The 26,044-nt window shown below is 61.9% G+C and carries 21 protein-coding genes; 16 read left to right on the forward strand and 5 right to left on the reverse strand.

Going from position 1 to position 26,044, the window contains the following annotated elements:
* The first annotated feature begins 4 nt into the window (after positions 1–4).
* The 8 genes from LCU97_RS04965 to LCU97_RS05000 all read left to right on the forward strand — a co-directional run bounded on the left by LCU97_RS04965 (position 5) and on the right by LCU97_RS05000 (position 7,839).
* Complete coding sequence (locus LCU97_RS04965; protein ID WP_232775727.1) at positions 5–1,804, forward strand: DUF2341 domain-containing protein; 1,800 nt, start codon at positions 5–7, stop codon at positions 1,802–1,804.
* Positions 1,805–1,814: 10 nt separating this feature from the next.
* Positions 1,815–2,240, forward strand: a complete 426-nt coding sequence (locus tag LCU97_RS04970) for an ExbD/TolR family protein (RefSeq protein ID WP_053150914.1) — start codon at positions 1,815–1,817, stop codon at positions 2,238–2,240.
* A gap of 2 nt (positions 2,241–2,242) precedes the next feature.
* Positions 2,243–2,947 carry a TonB C-terminal domain-containing protein gene (locus LCU97_RS04975; RefSeq protein ID WP_053150917.1) on the forward strand — a complete coding sequence of 235 codons (705 nt, stop codon included), beginning with the start codon at positions 2,243–2,245 and terminating at the stop codon, positions 2,945–2,947.
* Between the two features lie 39 nt (positions 2,948–2,986).
* Positions 2,987–4,678, forward strand: a complete 1,692-nt coding sequence (locus LCU97_RS04980; RefSeq protein WP_053150919.1) for a putative porin — start codon at positions 2,987–2,989, stop codon at positions 4,676–4,678.
* A gap of 15 nt (positions 4,679–4,693) precedes the next feature.
* Entirely contained in the window at positions 4,694–5,341 is a 648-nt protein-coding gene (locus LCU97_RS04985) for a DNA repair protein (protein ID WP_232775728.1), read from the forward strand.
* A gap of 19 nt (positions 5,342–5,360) precedes the next feature.
* Positions 5,361–5,831: a YbjN domain-containing protein gene (locus tag LCU97_RS04990; RefSeq protein ID WP_232775729.1), complete on the forward strand. Its 471-nt coding sequence runs from the start codon at positions 5,361–5,363 to the stop codon at positions 5,829–5,831.
* The gene (locus LCU97_RS04995; RefSeq protein WP_232775730.1) at positions 5,828–6,772 is read left to right on the forward strand and encodes a peptidylprolyl isomerase; all 945 of its coding nucleotides are present in this window, start codon (positions 5,828–5,830) and stop codon (positions 6,770–6,772) included. The genes LCU97_RS04990 and LCU97_RS04995 overlap by 4 nt, the downstream gene beginning before the upstream one ends.
* A gap of 86 nt (positions 6,773–6,858) precedes the next feature.
* Positions 6,859–7,839, forward strand: a complete 981-nt coding sequence (locus LCU97_RS05000) for a LysR family transcriptional regulator (protein WP_232775731.1) — start codon at positions 6,859–6,861, stop codon at positions 7,837–7,839.
* Between the two features lie 482 nt (positions 7,840–8,321).
* Here the strand turns inward: LCU97_RS05000 and LCU97_RS05005 are convergent, their stop codons facing one another.
* The 4 genes from LCU97_RS05005 to LCU97_RS05020 form a co-directional block, all read right to left on the reverse strand.
* Complete coding sequence (locus LCU97_RS05005) at positions 8,322–9,014, reverse strand: aspartate/glutamate racemase family protein (RefSeq protein WP_232775732.1); 693 nt, start codon at positions 9,012–9,014, stop codon at positions 8,322–8,324.
* A 180-nt stretch (positions 9,015–9,194) separates the two neighbouring features.
* The gene (locus LCU97_RS05010; RefSeq protein WP_156315934.1) at positions 9,195–10,166 is read right to left on the reverse strand and encodes a halovibrin HvnC; all 972 of its coding nucleotides are present in this window, start codon (positions 10,164–10,166) and stop codon (positions 9,195–9,197) included.
* Positions 10,167–10,186: 20 nt separating this feature from the next.
* Positions 10,187–11,110, reverse strand: a complete 924-nt coding sequence (locus LCU97_RS05015) for a halovibrin HvnC (protein ID WP_156315929.1) — start codon at positions 11,108–11,110, stop codon at positions 10,187–10,189.
* A gap of 72 nt (positions 11,111–11,182) precedes the next feature.
* Entirely contained in the window at positions 11,183–12,568 is a 1,386-nt protein-coding gene (locus LCU97_RS05020) for a hypothetical protein (RefSeq protein ID WP_232775733.1), read from the reverse strand.
* Positions 12,569–12,831: 263 nt separating this feature from the next.
* Between LCU97_RS05020 and LCU97_RS05025 the strand changes: the two genes are divergently transcribed.
* The 8 genes from LCU97_RS05025 to nudC all read left to right on the forward strand — a co-directional run bounded on the left by LCU97_RS05025 (position 12,832) and on the right by nudC (position 25,232).
* The gene (locus tag LCU97_RS05025) at positions 12,832–13,503 is read left to right on the forward strand and encodes a DUF3313 domain-containing protein (protein WP_053150940.1); all 672 of its coding nucleotides are present in this window, start codon (positions 12,832–12,834) and stop codon (positions 13,501–13,503) included.
* Positions 13,504–13,640: 137 nt separating this feature from the next.
* Positions 13,641–14,141: a thiol peroxidase gene (gene tpx / locus LCU97_RS05030; protein ID WP_024779993.1), complete on the forward strand. Its 501-nt coding sequence runs from the start codon at positions 13,641–13,643 to the stop codon at positions 14,139–14,141.
* A gap of 178 nt (positions 14,142–14,319) precedes the next feature.
* Complete coding sequence (locus LCU97_RS05035; protein WP_232775734.1) at positions 14,320–15,636, forward strand: MdtA/MuxA family multidrug efflux RND transporter periplasmic adaptor subunit; 1,317 nt, start codon at positions 14,320–14,322, stop codon at positions 15,634–15,636.
* Positions 15,633–18,728 (forward strand): MdtB/MuxB family multidrug efflux RND transporter permease subunit, encoded by a 3,096-nt coding sequence (locus LCU97_RS05040; protein ID WP_232775735.1) that lies wholly within the window; start codon positions 15,633–15,635, stop codon positions 18,726–18,728. Before LCU97_RS05035 ends, LCU97_RS05040 begins: the two co-directional genes overlap by 4 nt.
* Positions 18,729–18,837: 109 nt before the next feature.
* Positions 18,838–21,942 carry an efflux RND transporter permease subunit gene (locus tag LCU97_RS05045; RefSeq protein ID WP_232775736.1) on the forward strand — a complete coding sequence of 1,035 codons (3,105 nt, stop codon included), beginning with the start codon at positions 18,838–18,840 and terminating at the stop codon, positions 21,940–21,942.
* Positions 21,939–23,420 carry an efflux transporter outer membrane subunit gene (locus LCU97_RS05050; RefSeq protein ID WP_232775737.1) on the forward strand — a complete coding sequence of 494 codons (1,482 nt, stop codon included), beginning with the start codon at positions 21,939–21,941 and terminating at the stop codon, positions 23,418–23,420. Before LCU97_RS05045 ends, LCU97_RS05050 begins: the two co-directional genes overlap by 4 nt.
* Positions 23,421–23,583: 163 nt before the next feature.
* Entirely contained in the window at positions 23,584–24,396 is an 813-nt protein-coding gene (locus tag LCU97_RS05055) for a crotonase/enoyl-CoA hydratase family protein (RefSeq protein WP_053150953.1), read from the forward strand.
* 5 nt (positions 24,397–24,401) lie between these two features.
* Positions 24,402–25,232, forward strand: a complete 831-nt coding sequence (gene nudC, locus LCU97_RS05060) for an NAD(+) diphosphatase (protein ID WP_232775738.1) — start codon at positions 24,402–24,404, stop codon at positions 25,230–25,232.
* On the opposite strand, the gene LCU97_RS05065 is transcribed toward nudC, so the two are convergent.
* A complete protein-coding gene (locus LCU97_RS05065) occupies positions 25,200–25,979 on the reverse strand; it encodes a TSUP family transporter (protein ID WP_232775739.1) in 780 nt (259 codons plus the stop codon). The two genes, nudC and LCU97_RS05065, sit on opposite strands and share 33 nt — an antisense overlap.
* Between the last annotated feature and the right edge of the window lie 65 nt (positions 25,980–26,044).

The following is a 26,044-nucleotide window of genomic DNA, read 5'->3' on the forward strand; positions in this document are numbered from 1 at the left end:
TGCCATGCCACGTTTATTGTTACCCCTGTTGATCTGCCTGGGGCTGGTCCTTCCGGCGACCGCCAACGCCTGGTGGCAGGACGACTGGCACTACCGCAAACAGATATCGGTGGACACCACGCCCCAAGGCGCGGCCATCGCCCAGGCGCTTGGTCGCACCGCGTTGCTGGTGCGCCTGCACACCGGCAATTTCACCTTCGACGGGGTCAAGGAGGACGGCTCGGACCTGCGTTTCGTCAGTGCCGACGACAAGACCGTGTTCAACCACCAGATCGAAAGCTTCGACCCGCTGATGGGCATGGCACTGATCTGGGTCGATGTGCCGAGCGTGGAGGGCGGGCAGCGCCAGGATTTCTGGATGTATTACGGCAACCAGAAGGCACCGGCCACCGCCAGTGGTCAATTGACCTTCGACCCGGATTACACCGCGCTGTATCACTTTGACGGCGCAACCGGTGTGCCGCCCCGGGACACCACGGCCTACGGCAACAATGCCCAAGGCGCCGCCGGCACCAGCATCGATGGCGTGATCGGCCGCGCCTTGCAGTTCAGCGGCCAGCCGCTGCTGCTGCCCGCCAGCCCGTCGCTGCAACACAACGCCGGCGCGGCATTCACCTTCAGCGCCTGGTTGCGCCAGGACCAGGCCAGCGGTGAGCAGGTCATCCTGGCTCGCCGCGAATCCACGACCAGCCTGTTGGTCGGCGTAAACCAGGGCGTGCCGTTCCTGGCGGTCAACGATCAGCGCGCCGTCTCCACCCAGCCGCTGAATCCCGGCCAATGGCAACATCTGGCGGTGACCGCTTCGGGAGACCGGGTGGTGCTGTACGTCAACGGCCGTGAAACCGCGAGCCTCGCGATGGCCATGCCGGCGTTCAATTCACCCATCGCCTTGGGGGGCGATGTCGCCGCCGGGTCCTTCGCACCGTTCAGTGGTGCCCTGGACGAGGCCCGCCTGTCCAAGGTTGCCCGCCCGGCACCGCTGCTGTTGGCCGACGCCAACGCCCAGGGCGCCGAATCGAAACTGGTAGCCTACGGGGTCGATGAAGAACAGTCCGGCTTCGGCTTCGGCAGCTTGGGCTTTTTACTTAACGCCGTACCGATGGACGCTTGGGTGATCATCGCGATACTGGTGCTGATGATGGTCCAGTCGTGGGTCATCATGATCCGCAAGAGCCGTATGGTCAGCCGGGTCAGCTCGGCCAACGAAGCTTTTCGCGAACAGTTCGCCCGGGTCGGCACACGCCTGGAGATGTTTGCCGACGATCAGGACCTGGCCCAGCGCCTGCAACATTCCTCCCTGTGGCGCTTGTACCTGGTGGCGGTCAAGGAAATCCGTACCCGTCGCGAGCAGGGCGCCGATACCTCATCGGTGTCGGCCGCGACCATCGAAGCGATCCGCTGCTCCATGGACGGCGTGCGCACCCGGGAAAACCAGCAGCTCAGTTCGAAACTCTCGACCTTGTCCAACGCCATCGCCGGCGGGCCCTACATTGGCCTGCTCGGCACCGTGCTGGGGATCATGGTGGTGTTTCTGGGCACCGCCATGGCTGGCGACGTGAACATCAACGCCATCGCTCCCGGCATGGCCGCGGCATTGCTCGCCACTGCCATGGGGCTGTTCGTCGCGATTCCCGCGCTGTTTGGCTACAACCGCCTGATCACTCGAAACAAGGAAGTCAGTGCCGACATGCGGGTGTTCGTCGATGAGTTCATCACGCGTCTGGCGGAGATGCACGGTGAAGGGCAATCCGGCGAAGCGACTCACCGCCGCGATCATCACCACCCAACCTCCGTACCGGCCTGAGGAAATCGCGATGGCTAGCGTAAATGCTTCGCACGATGACGACGATGACGCCGCGGTGGACAGCATCAACATCACGCCGCTGGTGGACGTGCTCATGGTGGTGTTGGTGATGTTCATCCTTACCGCCACGGCGCAGGTGTCGGGTATCCAGATCAACCTGCCCAAGGCCAGTGCCTCGGTGTCGCTGTCCGAAGCCAAGACCAAGGCGATTTCGGTCAACGACGGCGGCCAGGTGTTTCTCGATGCCTATCCGGTGACCCTGGCGGAACTGGAAGAACGCCTGCGCATCGAGAAGGCCCAGAACCCTGATTTTCCGGTGATCGTGCGCGGCGATGCCACGGTGCAGTACCAGAAGGTCATCGAAGTGCTGGACCTTCTGCGGCGCCTGGAACTGTCCCAGGTCGGTCTGGTGACCGGCAAACCGAGCCAGGGCTGACCATGACCGCCAGACTTCCCATTAACCCACCCCCGGTGAAGCCTTCGCCGCTGCGCCTGCTCAAGTGGGCCGCCGGCCTTGTGCTGGGCGCCGTGGCGGCCTGGCTGCTGTGGCAGTGGGCCAACGACATGAGCGGTGTGCGGCGTGAAGCGCCCAAGGTGCCCACCATCATTCCATTGCCGCCTCCGCCACCACCGCCGCCGGAGAAACCCAAGGAGCCGGAACCCCAAGTCGAGGAGAAAGTGGTCGAGCCCGAGCCGACCCCGGAACCCGAAGAGGTCAAGCCCGAAGAAGAAGCACCGCCTTCACCAGTGGATGACCTGGCGAATCCGATGCAAATGGACGGCGAGGCCCAGGCTGGCAACGACGCCTTCAACATCGGCGCTGGCAAGGGCGGTGGCATGGCCGGTGCCGGGGGCGGGCGCCTGGGCAATGGGACTTACAGCCAGTTTCTGGCGTTCACCTTCCAGCGCCTGCTGCGGGAAAACCCTGACCTGCGCAGCCTGGCGTTTTCGCTGCAGGCCGACGTCTGGTTGAGCGCCGTGGGCGAGATCACTCGGGTCGAGCTGGTCAAGTCCAGCGGCAACCCGCAAGTGGATGAACAAGTGATCTCGGCCCTGCGCGCCTCACCCCATTTGAGTGAGCGACCGCCGGCTTCCCTGACTTTGCCCGTGCGCCTGTCCTTGCAGGGACGACGTCCGGGTTAACCGAATGCTTGAAAGTTTGCCAACAGGAGTTGTGTGCAGATGATTTCCAATGTGAATCGATTGTCGTGGACGGTCGGCCTGGTGGTCCTGAGCCTGGCCGGGCATGCGGCCGCCGCCCCGGCACCTTCGGAAAACGCCACGATCAATCTGATCCGACTGCTGGTGCAGCAGGGCGTGCTGAAACAGGATCAGGCCGATGGCTTGATCGCCCAGGCCGAACGTGAAGCCGTGCAGGCCCGCCAGGCCTCGGCAGCGGTTGCCGCAGCACCCGCTGGGGCGCCGGGAGACGTACGGGTGCAATACGTGCCGAACATCGTGCGTGAGCAGATCCGCGACCAGGTCAAGGCGGAAGTCATGGCCACCGCCAAACAGGAAAACTGGGCCCAGCCCAACACCTTTCCGGATTGGGTGTCGCGCATCAGTTTCGATGGCGACATTCGCCTGCGGGATGAGTCGCGCTACTACTCGGGCAACAACAGCAACGAGATCGTCGACTTCGCCCGGCTCAATGACAAGGGACCGTACGACGTCAACCCCAACAGCAGTTCCAGCCTGCCGCCGTTGCTCAACACCCGCGAAGACCGGGAGAATCTGTTCCGCCTGCGAGCGCGCCTGGGCATGAAAGCCGTGATCGCGCCGCAATGGACCGCCGGTATCCGGATCGGTACCGGCTCGGACAACAACCCGGTGTCCACCACCCAGACCCTGGGCGGCGGTTTCGGCAAGAAAGACATCTGGCTCGACCAGGGTTACCTGACCTGGAAACCGTCGGATGAACTGACCCTGACCGGTGGGCGTTTCGCCAACCCGTTTTTCTCCACCGACCTGTTGTATTCCGGCGACCTGAACTTCGACGGCGTGGCGGCGATTTTCAATCACAAGCTCAACCAGGATTGGGGGCTGTTCGGTACCGTCGGTGCGTTTCCGGTGGAGTACACCAACGACACCAGTACCAGCAACGGGACCGACAAGGAGGAGAGCGACAACAAGTGGCTCTACGGTGCGCAATTGGGGGCGAACTGGGCGATCAACGACAGTAACCGGGTCAAGGGGGCGCTGGCCTATTACCGCTTCGATGACATCGAGGGCAAGCGGTCCTCGCCGTGCCAGCCTTGGGCCGGTGACCCGGGCTGCGACAGCGACGGCTCTCGCGTGGCCTTCATGCAGAAGGGCAACACGGTATTCCTGCTGCGCGACATCACGCCCAATCCCCTCAATCCGTCCACCACGCCACAGCCGCAGTACGTTGGCCTGGCTTCGGAGTTCAACTTGCTGGACCTGAATCTGGCGCTGGATACCGACCTGCCCTCGGACTTGAAGTTGCGCAGCCAGGCGCACTACGTGCACAACCTGGGCTACGACGAAGGCGAGATGCGCAAGCGCTCCGAAGGCCAGTTCGCCAACAACCTCGACGAGAACGGCGAGCTGGAAAGCGGCGCCAACGCCTGGATGTTCCAGTTCACCCTGGGCAACGCACTGGAGCTCAAGCGAGAGGGCGATTGGAACTTGTTCGCCGGCTACAAGTACATCCAGCCGGATGCCTTGCCTGACGGCTTCAACGACTCGTCGTTCCACCTGGGCGGCACCAACGCCAAGGGTTATTTCCTGGGCGGCAACTATGGCCTGGCGAGCAACGTTTTCGCCACCGGTCGCTGGCTGAGTTCCGAAGCGGTGTACGGCGCGCCGTACGACATCGACGTGATGCAGCTTGAAATCAACACGCGCTTCTAAGCGCAGGGAGGCCTCATGAAAAGGCGAGCCAATATTCCTTATCCCGTTGCGTTGCTGATGCTGGGTCTGTTCTTGAATGCCAGTGCCCACGGTGAAGGCCTGGAGGAGCGCCTGCGGGCGCAACTGCGCAGCACCACCGCGCAGTTGCAGGCCCTGCAAAGTGAACAGGCCCAGGCCAGTGCCGCCCGACAGGCCGCCGAAAGCCAGGCCAGGGAGGCCCAGGCGCAGATCAAGCTATTGACCGCGCAGTTGGCCAAGGCCCAGGCCCAGGCTGAGCAACTGGCCGGGCGCCAGGAAAGCCTGCAGAACCAGGCCCAGGCCCAGGTGGCGGCCAGCAATGAGCAGATCGGCAAATTCAAGAAAGCCTACGACGAACTACTGGTCCTGGCCCGCGGAAAGGAGGCCGAACGGGCCCGCCTGGAAGCGAAATTGACCGAGCGTGACACACAAGTGCAGCAATGTTCGGTCAAGAATCAGCAGATGTACGAAGTGGCCCAATCTCTGCTGCACGCCTACGAAACCATCGATGTGGCTGATGTCATGAAGATCCGCCAACCGTTCGCCGCCAAGGCCCGGGTGCGTTTCGAAGAGCTGGCCCAGGGCATTGGCGACGAGCTCTACAAGAACCGTTTCGATGCGCCCCAGGCCTCGATTACCCATTGATAGCAAGGATGAACCGAGCATGACTTCATTGATCGAACACGTCTCCCCAAAATCCCTGACCGAGCTGTTACAGGCTGCTGGCTACCGGGTCAACCAAACCGATCAAAACGGTATCGTGCAATTGCTCAGCGCCAGCCAGGGCATCGGTTTCGCGGTGCGCTTCGGCAATCCGACGCCAACGGCTGGCGACTATCTGGACTTCACGTTCAGCTGCGCCCTGCGGGTGCAAGGTGAGTTGCCGGTCGGGTTGGCCGAATTGTGGAATGCCTCCCGGCGCTTCGCCCGGTTGTCGGTGCAGGGTGAATTCCTGGTGATGGAGATGGATGTGGTGGTGGCCGCGGGTGTCAGCGCCGACCATCTGCGCAGCAACCTTGAACTGTGGGACCGTCTGTTGCAGGAATTTATTGTTTATCTGCGCGAATACAGCCAGAACGCCTTGCGTATGCAGGCCCAGGCCGAGGCCACGGTGGAGGAGGTTGCTGCATCGTGAAAAAGCCGACGGTTGTCTTTAGCGCAGCGGCGGCAGGTCTGCTGGTCGTGGCAGTGGTCCTGGGCCTGCGACCAGGAAACGATCCGGTGGCTGCCGTGCAGACCGCCAATGGGGTCTCGGTCGAATCGCCAAGCCTGGCGCGATTGGGCAGTCAAACTGTCAGTCCTGATGAGTTGAAGGCGTTGTTCAAGGCGATGACGCCAGACGTGCGGCAACAGCTGCGTGGCAACCGGGCGGCACTGGAAGGCTGGATCCGGGCGCGACTGGCGGAGAAAGCTGTGCTGGAGCAGGCCGATGCCCAAGGCTGGCGACAGCGACCGGACGTGGAGCGCCAGACCCGGGCGGCGACCGAGCAGATTGTGTTCCGGGATTACTTGCAGTCGGTCAGTCAGGTGCCGGCTGGGTATCCCAGCGAAGAGGAACTGAAGCAGGCCTACGAGGCCGGGAAAGCCAACTGGACGACGCCGACGTTGTATCGGGTCAGCCAGATATTCCTGGCGGCCACTGAGCCGCAAACGGTGGAAGCGGTGCGCCGGCAAGCGGTCGAACTGAGCCGCAAAGCCCAGGCATCACCGGGAGAATTCGCGGCGTTGGCGAGTCGTTTTTCCCAGGATCGTGCCAGTGCCGAGCGGGGCGGGGACAGCGGCATGCAACCGCTGCAGCAATTCGTGCCGCAAGTGCGTGAGACGGTGGCGCGTTTGAAACCAGGCGCCGTTTCGGAACCGGTGCAGAGCGCGGCGGGGTTCCATGTGATCAAACTCACCGAGCAGCAACCGGCCCGGGAAGCCACCCTGGACGAAGTGCGCGCTCAACTGACCCAGGCCCTGCGTGCCCAGCGTCAGGAGCAGATTGCCAAGGCCTACCTGGATGGCATGCTCGATACGGCGACCCTGAGCATCGATGGGGCGCAGTTGAGCAAGGTATTGGAGGAGACTCATTAGGCCAGCTTCTGCCCGTGGCGAGGGAATGTGCTGGCTGGAGTCTCACGCGTTCCCCGCTTATCTGTACAACCGACAGGGAGTCACCCATGACCTTCATCGAGCCCGCAGGACGCCAGGCCGCCATTCCATACCGTGCACCGTTGCGTGCCCCCGAACCCTGGCTGGCGCTGGCCGTGGACATCGAACCCCAAGTGGCGCAGTGCTTTCTGGTCAGTGCCCGTTGCGGCTGCTTCATGCAGGCAGCCCGCAGCCTCAACGTCAAGACGACCTGGCTGCGCAAGCAACTGGCGCAGCTGGAAGCACGGCTGGAACGTTCGTTGTTCAGTTTCCAGGGGAGCGCCTTGACCCTCAGTCGTGAGGGGCGCCAGTTGCAGTCGCGGCTGATCGCACTGGCCGACGGCGGCCCGCAACCCATGCTCGACCAGCCACTGATCCGCCTGGCCGTGGCCGAGTCGATCCTGCATGACATCCTGGGGCGTGACCTGATCGCGTTATTACGCCGCAATGCCAGTGTGCGCCTGCAGATCATCACGCTGGACAGCGAAATGGCGCTGCAATCCGTCAGTGCCGACCTTGTGCTGTGGTTGAGTGATCCGCTCGGTTCGGTGGCAGGGCCAAGTTTCCCCACGCAACCAGCGAAACGGCTGGCGCGCCTGGACTATCTGCCCCATATCGCCAAACGCTATTCAAGGCCCATCACCCGGCCTGGCTGCCTGGGCGACCTGAACGACTATATGCTGGTGCAATGGCAGGCGGACCGGCAGGTGGACAGCTTCACCCCCTGGAACGCCCTGATCGAGCAACGCCGTGCTGGCGTGGTGCAAGTGCAGTCCTACGAACTGATGCTGGAGATGATCCGTTGCAGCGCCTGCATCGGCTTGCTACCCCAATACATGAGCCACTTCGACCGTGGCTTGATCGCTTTGCCGGGGCTATTCGACGTGCCGATGCAACGCCACTTGTGGATGGCCGTCGACACCCAGCCCAGGCATGTCCCACAGGTGCAGATGCTCGTCGAGCTGATCCGCCACACACTGGACGAGCGTGGGGACTGGTTCCAGGCATAGCGATGTTGAATGTGCCGCCGTCATCGCGAGCAGGCTCGCTCCCACAGTGGTTCACGGTGCACCTGACGGACCGCAGTTCCCTGTGGGACCGAGCCTGCTCGCGATAGCGGCCTGCCTGAGCCGGTGATGCTGGATGAGCCGCAGTCATCGCCAGCAAGCTGGGCTCCCACAGTGGTTCGGGGTACACCTGACGGACCGCAGTTCCCTGTGGGAGCGAGCCTGCTCGCGATAGCGGTCTGCCTGAGCCGGTGATGCTGGATGAGCCGCAGTCATCGTCAGCAAGCTGGGCTCCCACAGTGGTTCACGGTGCACCTGACGGACCGCAGTTCCCTGTGGGAGCGAGCCCTGCTCGCGATAGCGGTCTGCCTGAGCCGGTGATGCTGGATGAGCCGCCGCTATCGCGAACAAGCCTACACAATGGTTCGCGGCGCTGCTGGCGGAGCGCGGTTGTTATGTGCGAGCCCTGGAGTAAAAAGCGTCGGTCAATCCCCCAGCGCAAACGCCACCGCCGCACGGGCATGCAGGTGGGTGGTATCCAGCAGGGGCAGGGGGCTGTGTTCGGGTTTGATCAGCAGGCCGATTTCCGTGCAACCCAGGATGATTGCCTGTGCGCCGCGTTCGGCCAGGGAGTCGATGACGCGTTGGTAGACCTGGCGCGATGCCGGACTGATCACGCCCACGCAGAGCTCGTCATAGATGATGCGATGCACCGCCTGGCGCTCCTGGGTGTCGGGTATCAGGACGTTCAAACCCTGTGCGCCCAGTCGGTCCTTGAGAAAGTCCTGTTCCATGGTGAAGGCGGTGCCCAACAGTCCGACCGTCACGGTGCCCGCCTCAAGGGCAGCCTGGCCCGTGGGTTCGGCAATGTGCAGGAACGGAATCGAAATGGCTGCTTCGATCTGCGCCGCCACCTTGTGCATGGTGTTGGTACACAGCACCACGCACTCGGCGCCGCCAGCCTCCAGGCGGCGGGCGGCATCCACAAGAATCGCGGCGGCGTCGTCCCAGCGCCCGGCATGCTGGGCCTGTTCCACCGGGCCGAAATCAACGCTGTGCATCAATAACTGCGCCGAGCGCAACGGCCCGAGTCGGTCTCGAACCTCTTGGTTGATCAGGCGATAGTATTCGGCGCTGGATTCCCAGCTCATGCCGCCAATCAAGCCAATGGTGCGCATTCGTCAATCCTCAGACAATGGCCTGTACCGACAAGGCAGGCCTGCCTGGAGTCTCTATTCGTCGATGAACGGATGCCAGCGCAAGATCAACTGTTGCGCTCATCTTGGTGGCAGGTGTAATGGTGCCTGGATCGGCTGTGGTTGGTACTGGCTCCCGGAGTCGATGCTAAGGGGCGGTATTCAGGGCCTCACCGCTTGATCGGTCGTGACATAGGCGAAAGAGGCGCTCTGGCTGAGGCTGGCTGCGGGTGTCAGGCGAATGATCGGTAGCAGGATTTTTGGGTTGGTCGAGTTGTAGAAGTCACGTTGGTTATATTGGGCCTCGGCCAAACCAAGGGGATATCCCGCGACATAAAAGAACGCCAGGATTGGAAGATTGTTGGGCTGTCCTCGCGCCCACGTCTTGATGATGATTTCGTTATGCTCGCTGAAAACCTGGGCCGCATAGCTTGGATGGACCGCAGCCAACAGGGCCCTGGCTCGCAAGGATTCATGGAATGCCGGCGCGGCTAAAGTATTGCGGTCGTCGGAGACGTCGAACCCGCATTGCTGGCGATGAAGTTCGGCACTCGGATTTGGGTATGTCCAAACATAGACCCATTGCTCGGCTATGGTCACGTTATGGTATTGGCACAGATGACTATGGTTGGGGTAATCGGCATGAGGACCACAAACCTGAATCCGGCTTTGGGTCCATCCGTCCATCGGATAGGAGCACATATAAAACAACTGAATCTTGCCCGCAGGCGCCTCGAGAAATGGATAGATGATATAGCCGTTCTGGTAATTGCCGCCAAAAGCACTGAAGTTGGTATCCGCCCGCATATAGGAAAAAGACACCCCACCATTGGATTCTGAGATAGGGCTGGGATCCCAGACTTTGTAAAGGTTAGCGGGGTCTTTTACCGTGAGCCTGTGGGTAATGCCCGAACAAAGGAATGCAGGTTGAGAGTCGACTCGATTGCAGTTGGGGAATTTGCGATTGTAAAGCGTCGTCAAGTAAGCAGCGGTCCCCGGTCCATCCAGTATGTCAGTACCGTTGATATGCATGATCTCAGGCGGTTTAGTCGTAAGCTGCGTGCAACCGATCATCAAACCGATCAACAGCGGGCCCGCTGATCCCAATATCAACCGTCGCAACGCTTTGCCCATAGGTTGAAACAACAAGCACGTCATTGCGCCACCGCTTGATCGGCCGCCACATAGGTAAACGTGGCGCTTCCGGCGGCAGTGTTAGCGGGTGTCAAACGAATGATCGGTACTATGATTTTCGGATTGGTGGAGTTATAGAAATCGCGCTGGTTGTATCGAGCATCGGCCAACCCCTCGTTGGTGCCGCCCGCAATAAAGAAAAACGCCATGAGGGGAAACGTGTTCGGCCGTCCTGGCGTCCAGGTCTTGATAATGATTTCGTTATGCTCCGCGAATCCACGCGCCCCTACCAGAACCTTGCCCAGTACCGATTGGTAGAACGCAGGGCCAGCCAGGTGATTACGGTCATCTTGGACATCGAATCCGCATTGCCGCAGGTATTCGTTGCCCCCTGGCATCGTCCACACGCCCAACCATTGTTGCGCGGTGGTCACGCCGGCCAGGTGGCAGGGGCGGCTTAGCGCGGGGTAGTCGACGGAGTGTCCGCAAGGCGTCGTTCGATTCCAGGACCAGGCATCCATCGGAAATGAGCACAGATAGTCCAAGTCAATCTTGTCCTGTGGTGCTCCGAAAATGGGATAGAGGATATAGCCGTTGCCATGCCCCCATGCCAGCCTACCGAAATTGGCGTCGGCGCGTAGATAGGAGAATGACACTCCGCCGTTGGCTATTGAGGTCGGGCTGGGATCCCAGACTTTGTATTGCTCTGCGGGGTCCTTGATCGTCACCCTCAAGGTGACGCCCGAACAAAGGAATGCGGGTTGCGAGTCGGAGGTGTTGCAGTTGGGAAATTTCCGGTGATAAAGCGTCGTCAGGGATTCGGCGGTGGCCGGACCGTCGAGTACCTGAACCCCATTGATCGTGATGGGAGAAGGCGGCGCTGTCGTGACCTGGGCGCAACCGACCATCAACGTCATTAACAGAGCGCCCATTAAATCACGCACGATACATCCTCCTACTTTTAGAAAAGCCGCGCCAGGTGTGGATCAGAGCTGTGGCCCGGTGGAAAAGACGGGTCAGGCAATCAGTCTCAGAAACCAGGAAAAGATAATCGGCGCGTTGGTGCCGGTTTCCCTGAGTGTCCAGTTGATCATGATGGGTTTGCCCCGGTTTTCCGCTATCCAGGCGGGGGGGACGGCCAAGTCGGTCTGGGTGGTCCCGGCGGTCATTGGGATTTCCTCGCCGTAGCGGGTCGTCACCCCAAACAGGGCTATCCGGGCCTTGTGCGCAGTGAACAGGGCAGGATGGTAAGCCCTTAGATTGGTCTTGCTGCTGTCCAGGGTCGGTTCCCGTAGCGTGTATTTTTGTGGTGTAACGGTCAGGTCCAGATCCTTCGACGGAATGTCCGTGCTGGTGCCGGGCAGGCGGACGGTGTAGCTGACCTCCGCCCCGGTGCCGATGCAGTCCACCACCTCGTTTCGGGGCACCTGGAATCTCAAGGTTTGTCCTGCGACCGAAACGGTCTGGGGCTCACTGCCCCACGTCGAGCTGCGTCCCAGCCAATACAGTTTTACGGTTTGCCCCGGCGCCGACCCGATGTAATTCACCTCGACGTTGGCGAATTGAGCCTCGTAGAAATCGTTTTCGAAGTTCAGACGCTGGCCATTGAGTTCCCTGGCCTCCAGTACCCGGGGTTTGGTGAGGTCGAGTGTCGGTTGGCGGATATGTACATCGATGTAGGTGGTTCTCGACCATATCGCCTGTGGGCCGCTGGAGTTGCCCAACAAGTCAGCGACCCTGTACCGCAAGGCGAATCTGGGATTGTCTTGCCAGAAGTCGGCCGTCCTCAGAATGATGTCCACACTACCGGCCGCGGCTTCGGCAGCGCTTACGGGGCGCGGCATTTCCTGGCTGTCACGATCCAGTGTGATGACATCTTTGTCCCTCATGTACGGATAGCGAACGGTCAGTATCACCCCTTGGTTGGCCGCCGCCGCATCCACGCCGTTGGCAATGACATCGGCAGGCAGGCCGAGGGTGAGGTTGGGATTGTCGCCTGGGGTAGAGACTTCGCCTCCCGGTTGTGGCCGGTGGAAGAGTATGTTCAATGGCTGTGAAGTCTCGGGAATTGACTGACCCACACGCAGCACGCTCAGGCGAATCTGGTTGATGCCGTTGCTCAGCAGGGCACCCGGCAGGTTCAGGGTGAACGACTTATTTTCTTCGCCCGGCAGGATGGTCTTGTTCAAGACGGGGATATCGGAAGTGCCCAACAATATGCGGGCGTCATCAAAGGGCGCCTGCGGGGTCCAGGGCTCCACCAGAAGGGGTAACGATCCATTGATGAGCAAACGAAGCGGGACACCGCCGTGGGGGGCCGCAGGGTGTTCAACCGACACCATGCCCAGGATGATGACGGGGTCGATCTGCACTATTTCACTGTCTAGGGGCTGACTGGTCATGTCGCGTTCTCCGGTTGTCAGGCATCGGCGGTCTACCGTCCCGGCGGTCATTTCATGAAACCTTCCACGTGCGACTTTGACTACTGTCATTCCTGACAGGTGGGATGGAAAACCCAGGCATAAGAGCTTCCATTCATCGGATTTGCCGGTAGCGGCCCCGCCATGCCAGAAAGGTTTTCCGATTTGGCAAACAGGCAAAAACCTGCCCTTTGGCTATACCTGTAGTTCCGGCCCCGTCTCGTGTGGCTTACAGGAGTGAAGACATGAAGTTCGCGTCAATGATTGGCTCTGTTTGCATCGCCACGCTCGCTTTGGCGGGGTGTTCGAGCAAAGTCACCCAGCCTGAGGAATACTCCGGATTCCTGGGCGACTACAGCCGACTCAAGGAGGAGAAATCACCGTCGGGCGCCGTGGTGATGCGGTGGATCGATCCGAAGATCGACCCTGACAAGTACACCCGGATCTACATCGAACCGACGCAGCTGTATCCCAAGCCGCAGCCCACCGTGAAGATCCCCCAGGCAACCTTGTCCGGCATCACGGGTTATTACGATCAGGCGCTCATGCGCGAAGCAGCAAAATCCCTGCCGTTGGCAACCAGTCCGGGTCCTGGCGTGCTGGTGATGCGTGCGGCCATCACCGCAGTCAGCAGCAAGACTGAAGGTCTGAAACCGTACGAGGTGGTGCCGATTGCGTTGGTGGCGGCTGCGGTCAGTACCGCCAGCGGCATTCGCGATCAGGAAACCACCCTGGGTACCGAAGCGGTGTTTCTTGACGGAGGCAACAATGCGGTGGTGGCCCAAGTGGTGCGCAAGGGGACGGGCAAGCCGTTGTCCAACGAATCCCAGGTGATGAAACCCGATGATGTCAAAGGGGTCATTGACGGATGGGCTTCGGATTTGCACCAGTCATTCCTCAAGCTCAAGGCGAAATAATTTCCTTGGAGGAGTGAAGCCTTGCTCCCACGAGGGCAGGCGGATCATGACTTTTCATGTCCAGCCATAGGTCCGGCGCCCGATTCGTGGTTAACTCCGGCCTCACCATTTTCAAACCCGTCAGAAGGAAACCGTTCATGGCTCAAGTCACCCTCAAAGGCAACCCGGTCCAGGTCAACGGCCAACTGCCACAAGCCGGTTCCAAGGCGCCAGCCTTTTCCCTGGTTGCCGGCAATCTGTCCGACGTCTCCCTCAAGGATTTCGCCGGCAAGCGCAAAGTGCTGAACATCTTTCCGAGTGTCGACACGCCGACCTGCGCCACCTCCGTGCGCAAGTTCAATGCCCAGGCCAACGAGCTGAACAACACCGTCGTGCTGTGCATCTCCGCCGACCTGCCGTTCGCCCAGGCGCGTTTCTGCGGCGCCGAAGGCCTGGAGAACGTTCAGAACCTGTCCACCCTGCGCGGTGCTGAATTCATCCAGAACTACGGTGTGGCCATTGCCGACGGCCCGCTGAAAGGCCTGACGGCCCGCGCCGTGGTGGTGCTGGACGAAAATGACACGGTGCTGCACAGCGAACTGGTCAAGGAAATCGCCGAAGAGCCCAACTACGACGCTGCGCTGGCTGTCCTGAAGTAAGGTATTTATTACAATTGTTGACGGCCTGGCCATGTCCAGGCCGTTTTCATTTGTACTTCAAGAGTTTGGCGTCACAAAGCGATACGTAAACCCAAGGTAAATTGCCGGTAAAGGCGCTTTGCTAAATCCCTGCCAGTGCTTATCGTTCAGCCTCCTGTAAAAGAAGCCCACGCGTCCAATGGTCGATCATTCCATGCAATCCTCTGCTCCCCGCAATTCCCGCCGCTGGCTGCTCAGCCTGTTCATCGTATTGGTCGTGGCGGTGCTGGCCTGGAAATTCTGGCCCGCCGGCACGGATCCCAAACAAGGGGCGGGGCAGAAAGCCGCGCAGGGGAACGCGGGGCGTTCAGGCAGCATGCGTCCTGGCTTCGGAGGGGCCACGGGGCCGGTGCCGGTCCGGGTGGCGCCGGCAGTCACGGGTGACTTCCCGCTGTACTACAAGGCGCTGGGCACGGTCACGGCCCTCAATACCATCAACGTGCGCAGCCGGGTGGGCGGTGAACTGGTCAGGATCGCCTTTGAAGAAGGGCAGATGGTCAAAGCCGGGGACCTGCTGGCCGAAATCGATCCGCGTCCGTACCAGAATGCCTTGCTCCAGGCCGAAGGCACGCTGTTGCAGAACCAGGCACAGTTGAAGAACGCCCTGGTCGATCTCGAACGCTATCGCGGGCTGTATGCCGAAGACAGCATCGCCAAGCAGACGCTGGATACCGCCGCCGCGTTGGTGGGCCAATACCAGGGCACTGTCAAGACCAATCAGGCCGCGGTCAACGACGCCAGGCTCAACCTTGAATTCACCAGGATCCGCGCACCGATTTCCGGCCGCGTCGGCCTGCGGCAGCTGGACGTCGGCAACCTGGTGGCGGCCAACGACACCACAGCCCTGGCGGTCATTACCCAGACTCAACCCATCAGCGTTGTCTTCACCCTGCCGGAAAACAGTCTCGATACCGTGCTCGCCCGTTACCGCGGCGGGGCGAAGCTGCCTGTCGAGGCCTGGGACCGTGGCGATACGAAGCTCCAGGCCAGCGGCGTGCTGCAGAGCCTGGACAACCAGATCGACATCACTACCGGCACCCTGAAATTCAAGGCCCGCTACGATAACCGCGAGCAATCGCTGTTTCCCAACCAGTTCGTCAACGTCCGCCTGTTGGCCGACACCCTCAAGGGCGTGGTCCTGGCGCCGACCGCGGCCATTCAATTCGGCACCAATGGCACCTTCGTCTATGCCTTGGATGGCGATAGGAAAGTCACCATCAAACCGTTGAAGACCGGCCCCAGCGACGGTGAGAACACTGTGGTGACCGAGGGGCTGGCCGCCGGCGACCGGGTGGTGCTCGAAGGCACTGACCGTCTGAAGGAGGGCAGCGAAGTGGAGGTGGTCAACGACAGCCAGGACGTGCCGACCACGCCGACCGAGCACCTGCAGGGCAAGCCTGCCGCAGCCCCGGCTGAGCCGGCGGCCGCCGACAAGGCGAAAAAGGGCGCCGCATGAACCTTTCGCGGCTGTTCATCCTTCGTCCTGTCGCCACTACCCTGAGCATGCTGGCCATCGTCCTGGCCGGCCTGATCGCCTATCGACTGCTGCCGGTGTCGGCATTGCCCCAGGTCGATTATCCGACCATCCGGGTGATGACCCTGTACCCGGGCGCCAGCCCCGACGTGATGACCAGCGCCGTGACCGCGCCTCTGGAGCGTCAGTTCGGGCAGATGCCGGGCCTGACGCAGATGGCTTCCACCAGCTCCGGTGGTGCATCGGTGATTACCCTGCGCTTCAACCTCGAGACCAACATGGACGTCGCCGAGCAGCAGGTCCAGGCGGCGATCAACGCGGCAACCAACCTGCTGCCCGACGATCTGCCGGCACCGCCGGTGTACAACAAGGTCAACCCGGCGGATACCCCGGTGCTGACCCTGGCGATTACCTCCAAGACCATGCTGCTGCCCAAGCTCAATGACCTGGTGGACACGCGCATGGCGCAGAAGATCGCCCAGATCAACGGCGTGGGCATGGTCACCATCGCCGGTGGCCAGCGCCAGGCCGTGCGGATCAAGGTCAATCCCGAAGCCCTGGCGGCCAACGGCCTGAACCTGGCGGATGTGCGCACCCTGATCGGTGCCTCCAACGTCAATCAGCCCAAGGGCAACTTCGACGGGCCGACGCGGGTTTCGATGCTCGATGCCAATGACCAGTTGACCTCGCCCAAGGACTACGCCGAACTGATCCTGGCCTACGCCAACGGGGCGCCGTTGCGGCTCAAGGACGTGGCACAGATCGTCGACGGTGCCGAAAACGAGCGCCTTGCCGCCTGGGCCAACGAAAACCAGGCGGTGTTGCTGAACATCCAGCGCCAGCCGGGGGCCAACGTCATCGAAGTGGTGGACCGGATCAAGGCCCTGTTGCCCAGCATCACCGACAACCTGCCGGCCGGGCTGGACGTCACCGTGCTGACCGACCGCACCCAGACCATCCGCGCCTCGGTCACCGACGTACAGCATGAGTTGCTGATTGCCATCGCCCTGGTGGTCATGGTGACGTTCCTGTTCCTGCGCCGTTTCAGCGCGACCATCATCCCATCCGTGGCCGTGCCGCTGTCGCTGATCGGTACTTTCGGGGTGATGTACCTGGCCGGATTCTCCATCAACAACCTGACGCTGATGGCCCTGACCATCGCCACCGGTTTCGTGGTGGACGATGCCATCGTCATGCTGGAGAACATCGCCCGCTACATCGAAGAGGGCGACAGTCCCTTGCAGGCTGCGCTCAAGGGCGCGAAGCAAATCGGTTTCACCCTGGTGTCCCTGACGCTGTCGCTGATCGCGGTGCTGATCCCGCTGCTGTTCATGGCCGACGTGGTGGGGCGGTTGTTCCGGGAGTTCGCCATCACCCTGGCGGTGGCGATCCTGATTTCCCTGGTGGTGTCCCTGACCCTCACGCCGATGATGTGTGCACGCTTGCTCAAGCGTGAGCCCAAGGAGCAACAACAGGGCCGTTTCTATCGAGCCAGTGGTGCCTGGATCGACTGGCTGATCGCCGCCTATGGCCGCAAGTTGCAGTGGGTCCTCAAGCATCAGCCCCTGACCCTGCTGGTGGCGGTGGGCAGTCTCGTCTTGACGGTGGTGCTGTACCTGGTCGTGCCCAAGGGTTTCTTCCCGGTGCAGGATACCGGCGTGATCCAGGGCATTTCCGAGGCGCCGCAGTCGATTTCCTTTGCTGCCATGAGCGAGCGCCAGCAGCAACTGGCAAAAGTCATCCTCGCCGATCCGGCAGTGCAGAGCCTGTCCTCGTACATTGGCGTGGACGGTGACAACGCCACGCTCAACAGCGGTCGCATGCTGATCAACCTCAAGCCCCACAGCGAACGGGACGACAGCGCCAGCCAGATCATTGCCCGCCTGCAGCCGCAACTGGATCACCTGGTGGGTATTCGCCTGTTCATGCAACCGGTGCAGGACCTGACCATCGAAGACCGGGTCAGTCGTACCCAGTACCAGTTCAGCCTGTCGTCGCCGGACGCCGAACTGCTCACCCTCTGGAGCGGTCGGCTCGCAGAGGCCCTGGCCGGCCAGCCGGAGCTGACCGATGTCACCAGCGATTTGCAGGACAAGGGTTTGCAGGTCTATCTGGTGATCGACCGCGACGCCGCCTCGCGCCTGGGGGTGTCGGTGTCGAATATCACCGATGCCCTGTATGACGCATTCGGCCAGCGGCAGATTTCCACCATCTACACCCAGGCCAGCCAGTACCGCGTGGTCTTGCAGGCCCAGGCAGGGGAGCGGATCGGGCCACAGGCGCTGGACCAGATCCACGTCAAGACCACGGAGGGTGGACAGGTGCGCCTGTCGAGCCTGGCACGGGTCGAGGAGCGTCAGGCGCAGTTGGCGATTGCCCACATCGGCCAGTTTCCGGCGGTGATGATGTCGTTCAACCTCGCCCCGGGCGTGGCCCTGGGGCATGCCGTGGACGTGATCGAAAAGGTCCAGCAGGACATCGGCATGCCGGTGGGCGTACAGACCCAGTTCCAGGGCGCGGCCCAGGCGTTCCAGGCGTCGCTGTCGAGCACCTTGCTGCTGATCCTGGCGGCGGTGGTGACCATGTACATTGTGCTGGGCGTGCTCTATGAGAGCTACATCCACCCGATCACGATTCTTTCCACCTTGCCGTCGGCGGCCATCGGTGCCTTGCTGGCGTTGATCCTCAGCGGTAATGACCTGGGCATGATCGCGATCATCGGCATCATCCTGCTGATTGGCATCGTCAAGAAGAACGCGATCATGATGATCGACTTTGCCCTCGACGCGGAGCGCAACCAGGGCGTGGACCCGCAGACAGCCATCTACCAGGCCGCGTTGCTGCGCTTCCGGCCGATCCTGATGACGACCCTGGCGGCCCTGTTCGGCGCGGTGCCGCTGATGCTCGCCACCGGCTCCGGCGCGGAGTTGCGCCAGCCCCTGGGCCTGGTGATGGTGGGGGGGCTGTTGGTCAGCCAGGTGCTGACGCTCTTCACGACGCCTGTTATCTACCTGGCCTTTGATCGGTTGGGACGCAGATTCGCCAAGCCTGACGTAAAAGAGGTGGCGGTATGACGGCGGCGAGCGCAGCTTCAAGCGGTGAGCTACAAACTTCAAGAGAAGAGCAGGTACAGCGCTCGCTTTTAGCTTGCCGCTTGCCGCATGCCGCTTGGAGCTATCGCCCATGAACCTCTCCGGGCCCTTCATCCGCCGTCCGGTGGCGACCATGCTCCTGAGTCTGGCGATCATGCTGCTCGGCGGCATGAGTTTCGGCCTGCTACCGGTTTCGCCATTGCCGCAGATGGATTTCCCGGTGATTGTGGTCCAGGCCAACTTGCCGGGTGCCAGTCCGGAGGTGATGGCTTCGACAGTGGCAACGCCGCTTGAACGATCCTTCGGCGCCATCGCCGGGGTCAATACCATGAGCAGCCGCTCCAGCCAGGGTTCCACCCGGGTGATCCTGCAATTCGACCTGGACCGCGATATCAACGGTGCGGCCAGGGAAGTTCAAGCGGCGATCAATGCCTCGCGCAACCTGCTGCCCAGCGGCATGCGCAGTATGCCGACCTACAAGAAGGTCAACCCGTCCCAGGCGCCGGTCATGGTGCTGTCGCTGACATCCGATGTCCTGGAGAAGGGCCAACTCTACGACCTGGCGTCCACCATCCTGTCCCAGAGCCTGTCCCAGGTGTCGGGGGTCGGAGAGGTGCAGATCGGTGGCAGTTCCCTGCCGGCGGTGCGGATCGAACTGGAGCCGCAGTTGCTCAACCAGTACGGCGTGGCACTGGACGACGTGCGCAAGGCCATCGCCGACAGCAATGTGCGCAGGCCCAAAGGGTCGGTCGAAGATGATCAGCGCATGTGGCAGATCCAGGCCAACGACCAGCTGGAAAAGGCCAAGGACTACGAAACCCTGGTCATCCGTTACCAGGACGGCTCGGTGTTGAGGCTCAAGGACGTGGCGAAAGTCACTGACGGTGTCGAGGACCGCTACAACAGCGGCTTCTTCAATAACGATGCCGCCGTGCTGTTGGTGATCAACCGCCAGGCGGGGGCCAACATCATCGAGACGGTCAACGAGATCAAGGCGCAACTGCCGGCGTTGCAGGCCGTATTGCCGGCCAGCGTCAAGCTGAACCTGGCCATGGATCGTTCTCCAGTGATCAAGGCCACCTTGCACGAAGCGGAGATGACCCTGCTGATCGCCGTGGCCCTGGTGGTGCTGGTGGTGTTCCTGTTTCTCGGCAACTTTCGCGCCTCGCTGATCCCGACCCTGGCGGTGCCGGTGTCGCTGGTGGGCACCTTCGCGGTGATGTACCTCTACGGCTTCTCGCTGAACAACCTGTCGTTGATGGCGCTGATACTTGCCACCGGCCTGGTGGTGGACGACGCCATCGTCGTACTGGAGAACATCTCCCGGCACATCGACGAAGGGGTGCCGCCCATGCTGGCGGCGTACCTCGGCGCGAAAGAAGTGGGTTTCACCCTGTTGTCGATGAATGCCTCGCTGGTGGCGGTGTTCCTGTCGATCCTGTTCATGGGCGGTATCGTCGAGAGCCTGTTCCGGGAGTTTTCCATCACCCTGGCGGCGGCCATCGTAGTCTCGCTGGTGGTCTCCCTGACTCTTACGCCGATGCTTTGTGCCCGCTGGCTCAAGCCCCATGAGCCAGGGCAGGAAAACCGCTTGCAACGCACCAGCCGGCGTCTCAACGACTGGATGGTCAGCGGCTATGCCACCAGCCTGGACTGGGTACTGCGCCATCGTCGCCTGACGTTGCTGAGTCTGTTGGTGACCGTCGGCGTGAACATCGCACTGTACGTGGTGGTACCGAAGACCTTCATGCCGCAGCAGGACACTGGCCAATTGATCGGTTTCGTGCGTGGTGACGACGGGCTGTCGTTCAGCGTGATGCAGCCGAAGATGGAAGTCTTCCGGCGCGCTGTGCTCAAGGACGACGCGGTGCAGAGCGTGGCCGGCTTCATCGGCGGCAACAACGGCACTAACAACGCCTTCATGCTGGTGCGTCTGAAACCGATCAAGGAGCGGTCTATTTCTGCCCAGAAAGTCATCGAGCGCCTGCGCAAGGAAATGCCCAAGGTCCCTGGTGCCCAGTTGATGCTGATGGCCGATCAGGATTTGCAGTTCGGTGGCGGCCGCGAACAGACGACTTCGCAATATTCCTACATCCTGCAAAGCGCCGACCTGGCGTCTCTGCGCGAGTGGTATCCCAAGGTCGTGGCGGCGTTCAGGGCCTTGCCGGAACTGACCGCCATCGATGCCCGGGACGGCGGCGGTGCCCAGCAGGTGACGCTGGTGGTGGATCGTGACCAGGCCAAGCGCCTGGGCATCGACATGGCAATGGTTACCACCGTGCTGAACAACGCCTACAGCCAGCGGCAGATTTCCACCATCTACGACAGCCTGAACCAGTATCAGGTGGTGATGGAGGTCAATCCCAAGTATGCCCAGGACCCGAACACTCTCGAGCAGGTCCAGGTGATCACCGCCGATGGCGCACGGGTGCCCCTGTCGACCATTGCCCATTATGAGAACAGTCTGGAAGACGATCGGGTCAGCCATGAGGGCCAGTTCGCGTCCGAGGGGATTTCCTTCGACATGGCCGAAGGCGTGACGGTGGAGCAGGGCACGGCGGCCATCGAACGGGCCATCGCCAGGCTCGGCATGCCGGAAGACGTCATCGCGAAGATGGCCGGTACCGCCGATGCGTTCGCGGCCACCCAGAAGGGCCAGCCGCTCATGATCCTTGGAGCGCTGCTGGCGGTGTACCTGGTGCTGGGGGTGCTGTACGAGAGCTACATTCATCCGCTGACGATCCTGTCCACCTTGCCGTCGGCCGGTGTCGGTGCACTGCTCTCGATCTATGTGCTGGGCGAGGAGTTCAGCCTGATTTCCCTGTTGGGGTTGTTCCTGTTGATTGGCGTGGTGAAGAAGAACGCGATCCTGATGATCGACCTGGCGCTGCAACTGGAGCGTGGCGGGCTGGCGCCGCAGGAGTCGATTCGCAGTGCCTGCCTGCTGCGCTTGCGGCCGATCCTGATGACCACCCTGGCGGCGATTCTCGGTGCCTTGCCCTTGCTGATCGGCGGCGCCGAGGGCTCGGAAATGCGCCAGCCGTTGGGCCTGACCATTATTGGCGGGCTGGTGTTCAGCCAAGTCCTGACCCTCTACACCACGCCGGTGGTTTACCTCTATCTCGACAAGCTGCGCCATCGTTTCAACCGCTGGCGTGGCGTGCGTACCGATGCTGCCCTGGAAACTCCGCTATGACCGACCGTTCGCTTTTCAACCTTGTCGCACCGCTGGCGACCGCCCGGGGCTCCCGGGCGTTGAGCCTGGCGCTGTGCGTGGCGATGCTCAGCGCCTGCGCCATCGGCCCGGACTACCAGCGCCCAGCTGCTGCGGAGCCGGCGCAATACAAAGAGGCCCAGGGCTGGCGCCAGGCCAACCCCAGCGACGCACTGACCCGTGGTGCCTGGTGGGAGCTGTACGGTGACAAGCAACTCAATGAGTTGGTGGAAAAGCTCAACACTTCCAACCAGACCGTGGCCCAGGCCGAAGCCCAGTACCGCCAGGCCCAGGCCCTGGCGCGCAGTGCCCGTGGTGCCTTCTTCCCGACGGTGGACCTGACCGTCGGCAAGAACCGCTCCAGCCAGGGCACCGGCAGCAGCAGTTCGAGCCTGAGCAGCTCGGCCAGCGGTATCCGCGATACCTACAGCGCCCAGGCCGGGGTGAGTTGGGAAGCAGACGTCTGGGGCAAGCTGCGCCGTACCCTGGAGGCCAACGAAGCCAGTGCCCAGGCCAGTTACGCTGATCTGGCCGCGATGCGCCTGAGCCAACAGTCGGAACTGGTGCAGAACTACCTGCAATTGCGGGTGATCGATGAGCAAAAGCGCTTGCTGCAAGCCACGCTGGAAAACTACCAGCGTTCGCTGAAAATGACCGAGAACCAGTACCGTGCCGGTGTATCGGGCAAGGATGCGGTGGCCCAGGCCCAGAATCAGCTCAAAACCACCCAGGGCGACCTGATCGACTTGATCTGGCAGCGTGCCCAATTCGAAAACGCCATTGCTGTGCTGATGGGCTTGCCGCCGGCTGAATTTAACCTGGCCGAAACCCGGGACATCCCGGCGTTGCCGCAGATTCCGGTGGCGCTGCCGTCGCAATTGCTCGAGCGCCGCCCGGACATTGCCTCGGCCGAGCGCTCGGTCATGGCCGCGAACGCCAACATCGGCGTGGCCAAGGCGGCGTATTACCCGGACCTGACGCTGAGCCTGAGCGGGGGCTATAGCAGCAGTACCTACGATAACTGGATCAGTGTGCCGAATCGCTTCTGGTCAGTGGGCCCGCAACTGGCGATGACCCTGTTCGACGGCGGACAGCGCTCGGCGGAGGTCGACCGCACCGTCGCGGCCTATGACCAGACCGTCGCCACCTATCGCCAGACCGTGCTCGACGGGTTCCGCGAGGTGGAAAACTACATGATCCAACTCAAGGTGCTGGAAGACGAAGCCCGCGTGCGCCAGGAAGCACTCGACGCCGCCCGCGAATCCTTGCGCCTGACCCAGAACCAGTACAAGGCCGGGCTCATTGCCTACCTGGACGTGGTCACGGTCCAGGCCACTGCCTTGAGCAACGAGCGCAGTGTGCTGAGCCTGCAACAGAGCCGGCTGATCGCCAGCGTGCAACTGATCGCCGCGTTGGGTGGGGGTTGGGATGGGCAGTTACAGGCACAGGAACAACCCTGATCTGAACAGGGTCTTGTGGCGAGGTGATTTATCCCCTCGCCACAAGATTCTCCTTGGGTTGCCTGGCGGCCAGGTCCCGTTTTTGGCCGATGCACTGTCTACGACCTGTCGTAATGCCTTGCTATAGTTCAGGCCTCTTCCCAGCCGGTAAAGGATCACTGCCATGTCGCAATACCAAGCGTTCAACGTCGAACTCGCGGACAACATCGCCCATGTGCAGATCAATCGCCCGGACAAGATCAATGCGATGAACGCGGCGTTCTGGAGCGAGATCATCGAGATTTTCCAATGGGTCGACGACACCGATGAAGTGCGGGTGGTGGTATTGAGCGGGGCCGGCAAACATTTTTCCTCGGGCATCGACCTGATGATGTTGGCCGGCGTGGCCAATGAACTGGGCAAGGATGTGGGACGCAACGCGCGCGTGCTGCGGCGCAAGATCCTGCAACTGCAAGCCTCGTTCAATGCGGTGGACAATTGCCGCAAACCGGTGCTCGCCGCGGTCCAGGGTTACTGCCTGGGCGGGGCCATCGACCTAATCTCCGCCTGCGACATGCGCTATGCCGCCGAGGATGCCCAGTTCTCCATCAAGGAGATCGATATCGGCATGGCGGCCGATGTTGGCACATTGCAACGCTTGCCCCGGATCATCGGGGACGGCATGCTGCGTGAACTCGCTTATACGGGGCGTACGTTCGGTGCCGACGAAGCACGCAGCATCGGCCTGGTCAATCGCGTCTATGCCGACACCGCCAGCCTGCTCGACGGCGTCATGGGTATCGCCCGGGACATCGCCGCCAAGTCGCCGATTGCCGTGACCGGCACCAAGGAAATGATCAGCTACATGCGCGATCACCGCATCGACGACGGGTTGGAATACGTCGCCACCTGGAACGCCGCCATGTTGCAATCGACCGACCTGCGCGTGGCCATGGCCGCCCATATGAGCAAACAGAAACCCGAATTTCTGGATTGACCATCATGATTCCACGCTGGAGCACCGCAGTACTCGATACCGATCTGGCGGGCGGCTGGGCCGTGGCCCGCAGCCCGGAAGGCTTTTTGTTCGACGACAACGGCCCGCTGTTTCCGCGCGAATGGCTCAAGCGCCAGGACCTGTCGGTGCTCGCCGAGCACGGCATCGGCCACCTGGACGGCGAGCCGGTCTACCTGCTGGAGCTACACAGCCCCCTGGATATTCCCGGTTGCAACTGGAAGGGCCTGCGGGCCTTTATGCTGGAGGATGACCACACGCTCTACAAGGTGCTGGGCTATGCGGCGCAGATCGGCACCTGGGCCAGAGAACACCGTTTCTGCGGCAGTTGCGGCAAGCGCATGGTCCAGATTCCCTTGGAGCGGGCAATGTATTGCGACGTCTGCGACCTGCGGCATTACCCGCGATTGTCGCCGAGCATGATCGTGCTGATCACCCGGGGCGATGAGGTCCTGCTGGCCCGTTCGCCGCGCTTCGTCACCGGTATCTACAGCACCCTGGCGGGGTTTGCCGAGCCGGGCGAGTCGGCCGAGGATTGCCTGATCCGGGAGGTGCGGGAGGAAGTCAGCATCGAGGTGAAGAACATCCAGTACGTGGGCAGCCAATGCTGGCCGTTCCCTCATTCGATGATGCTGGGTTTCCATGCCGAATATGCCGGCGGTGAAATCGTGTGCCAGGAAGAAGAAATCGAGGATGCCCGATGGTTCAGCATCCACGACCTGCCGCCGTTGCCGGCCTCGCGTTCGATCGCCCGTTACCTGATCGACCTTTACGTGGCGTGGCGTCTAGGCCACGCTGAACCAGTGCTGCCAGGCTAGGCGCACGGTCAGGCTCAGCACTACGGTGATGAACACCGGCCGGATGAACTTCGCGCCGCCGCTGATGGCGGTGCGAGCCCCGAAGAATGCGCCAACCATGACCGACAGGCCCATGCTCAGGCCAATGATCCAGTCCACTTGCCCGGAAAAGATGAACACCGCCAGCGCCGCGATGTTGCTGACGAAGTTCATGCTGCGAGCCACGCCGCTGGCCTTGACCAGGTCGATGGGGTAGAGCAGCAGGCTGCTGACGGTCCAGAACGCGCCAGTGCCGGGCCCCGCGACGCCATCGTAGAAGCCCAGGCTGAAGCCTTGGGATGATTGCCAGGTTTTCTTGATCGGCGCGTCGCTGTCCAGCGGTGCCTTGGGCGTGCCGCCGAACAACAGGTACAGGCCGCAGGCGAAGACGATCACCGGCAACATCTTGTTCAGCCATTCGGCAGGCAGGTAATGGGCGACGATGGCGCCGGTCAGGGCGCCGACCAATGTGCCGACGAGCGCATGGGTCCATTGCCTTGGATGGAACAGCTTGCGTCGGTAGAACGTGAAGCTGGCCGTGGCCGAGCCGAACGTCGAGCTGAGTTTGTTGGTCCCCAGCACCAGATGCGGCGGCAGTCCGGCGGTCAGCAGGGCGGGCGTGGTCAACAGGCCACCGCCCCCGGCGATGGCGTCGATGAAGCCGGCAATGAACGCGACAATGGCAAGGATGGCGAGGGTTGTGAGGTCGACGCTGAGTTCAAAAGGCATGGAATGAGCTTATTGGGCAGGTCGCAGAGGCTGCGGGGAAGGCCGATATGTTACCTGCAATGGCG

This window comes from Pseudomonas uvaldensis, from assembly GCF_021271205.1.
GTDB lineage: Bacteria > Pseudomonadota > Gammaproteobacteria > Pseudomonadales > Pseudomonadaceae > Aquipseudomonas > Aquipseudomonas uvaldensis.

Bases quoted from the DNA above. Each gene is read 5' to 3' on its own strand.
- LCU97_RS05020 (WP_232775733.1), bottom strand. From the start codon at position 12,568: ATGACCAGTCAGCCCCTAGACAGTGAAATAGTGCAGATCGACCCCGTC.
- tpx (WP_024779993.1), top strand. From the start codon at position 13,641: ATGGCTCAAGTCACCCTCAAAGGCAACCCGGTCCAGGTCAACGGCCAA.
- LCU97_RS05045 (WP_232775736.1), top strand. From the start codon at position 18,838: ATGAACCTCTCCGGGCCCTTCATCCGCCGTCCGGTGGCGACCATGCTC.
- LCU97_RS05055 (WP_053150953.1), top strand. From the start codon at position 23,584: ATGTCGCAATACCAAGCGTTCAACGTCGAACTCGCGGACAACATCGCC.
- LCU97_RS05000 (WP_232775731.1), top strand. From the start codon at position 6,859: ATGACCTTCATCGAGCCCGCAGGACGCCAGGCCGCCATTCCATACCGT.
- LCU97_RS05035 (WP_232775734.1), top strand. From the start codon at position 14,320: ATGGTCGATCATTCCATGCAATCCTCTGCTCCCCGCAATTCCCGCCGC.
- LCU97_RS05065 (WP_232775739.1), bottom strand. From the start codon at position 25,979: ATGCCTTTTGAACTCAGCGTCGACCTCACAACCCTCGCCATCCTTGCC.
- LCU97_RS04990 (WP_232775729.1), top strand. From the start codon at position 5,361: ATGACTTCATTGATCGAACACGTCTCCCCAAAATCCCTGACCGAGCTG.
- LCU97_RS05025 (WP_053150940.1), top strand. From the start codon at position 12,832: ATGAAGTTCGCGTCAATGATTGGCTCTGTTTGCATCGCCACGCTCGCT.
- LCU97_RS04970 (WP_053150914.1), top strand. From the start codon at position 1,815: ATGGCTAGCGTAAATGCTTCGCACGATGACGACGATGACGCCGCGGTG.
- LCU97_RS04985 (WP_232775728.1), top strand. From the start codon at position 4,694: ATGAAAAGGCGAGCCAATATTCCTTATCCCGTTGCGTTGCTGATGCTG.
- LCU97_RS04965 (WP_232775727.1), top strand. From the start codon at position 5: ATGCCACGTTTATTGTTACCCCTGTTGATCTGCCTGGGGCTGGTCCTT.
- LCU97_RS05005 (WP_232775732.1), bottom strand. From the start codon at position 9,014: ATGCGCACCATTGGCTTGATTGGCGGCATGAGCTGGGAATCCAGCGCC.
- nudC (WP_232775738.1), top strand. From the start codon at position 24,402: ATGATTCCACGCTGGAGCACCGCAGTACTCGATACCGATCTGGCGGGC.
- LCU97_RS04980 (WP_053150919.1), top strand. From the start codon at position 2,987: ATGATTTCCAATGTGAATCGATTGTCGTGGACGGTCGGCCTGGTGGTC.
- LCU97_RS05050 (WP_232775737.1), top strand. From the start codon at position 21,939: ATGACCGACCGTTCGCTTTTCAACCTTGTCGCACCGCTGGCGACCGCC.
- LCU97_RS05040 (WP_232775735.1), top strand. From the start codon at position 15,633: ATGAACCTTTCGCGGCTGTTCATCCTTCGTCCTGTCGCCACTACCCTG.
- LCU97_RS05010 (WP_156315934.1), bottom strand. From the start codon at position 10,166: ATGGGCAAAGCGTTGCGACGGTTGATATTGGGATCAGCGGGCCCGCTG.
- LCU97_RS04975 (WP_053150917.1), top strand. From the start codon at position 2,243: ATGACCGCCAGACTTCCCATTAACCCACCCCCGGTGAAGCCTTCGCCG.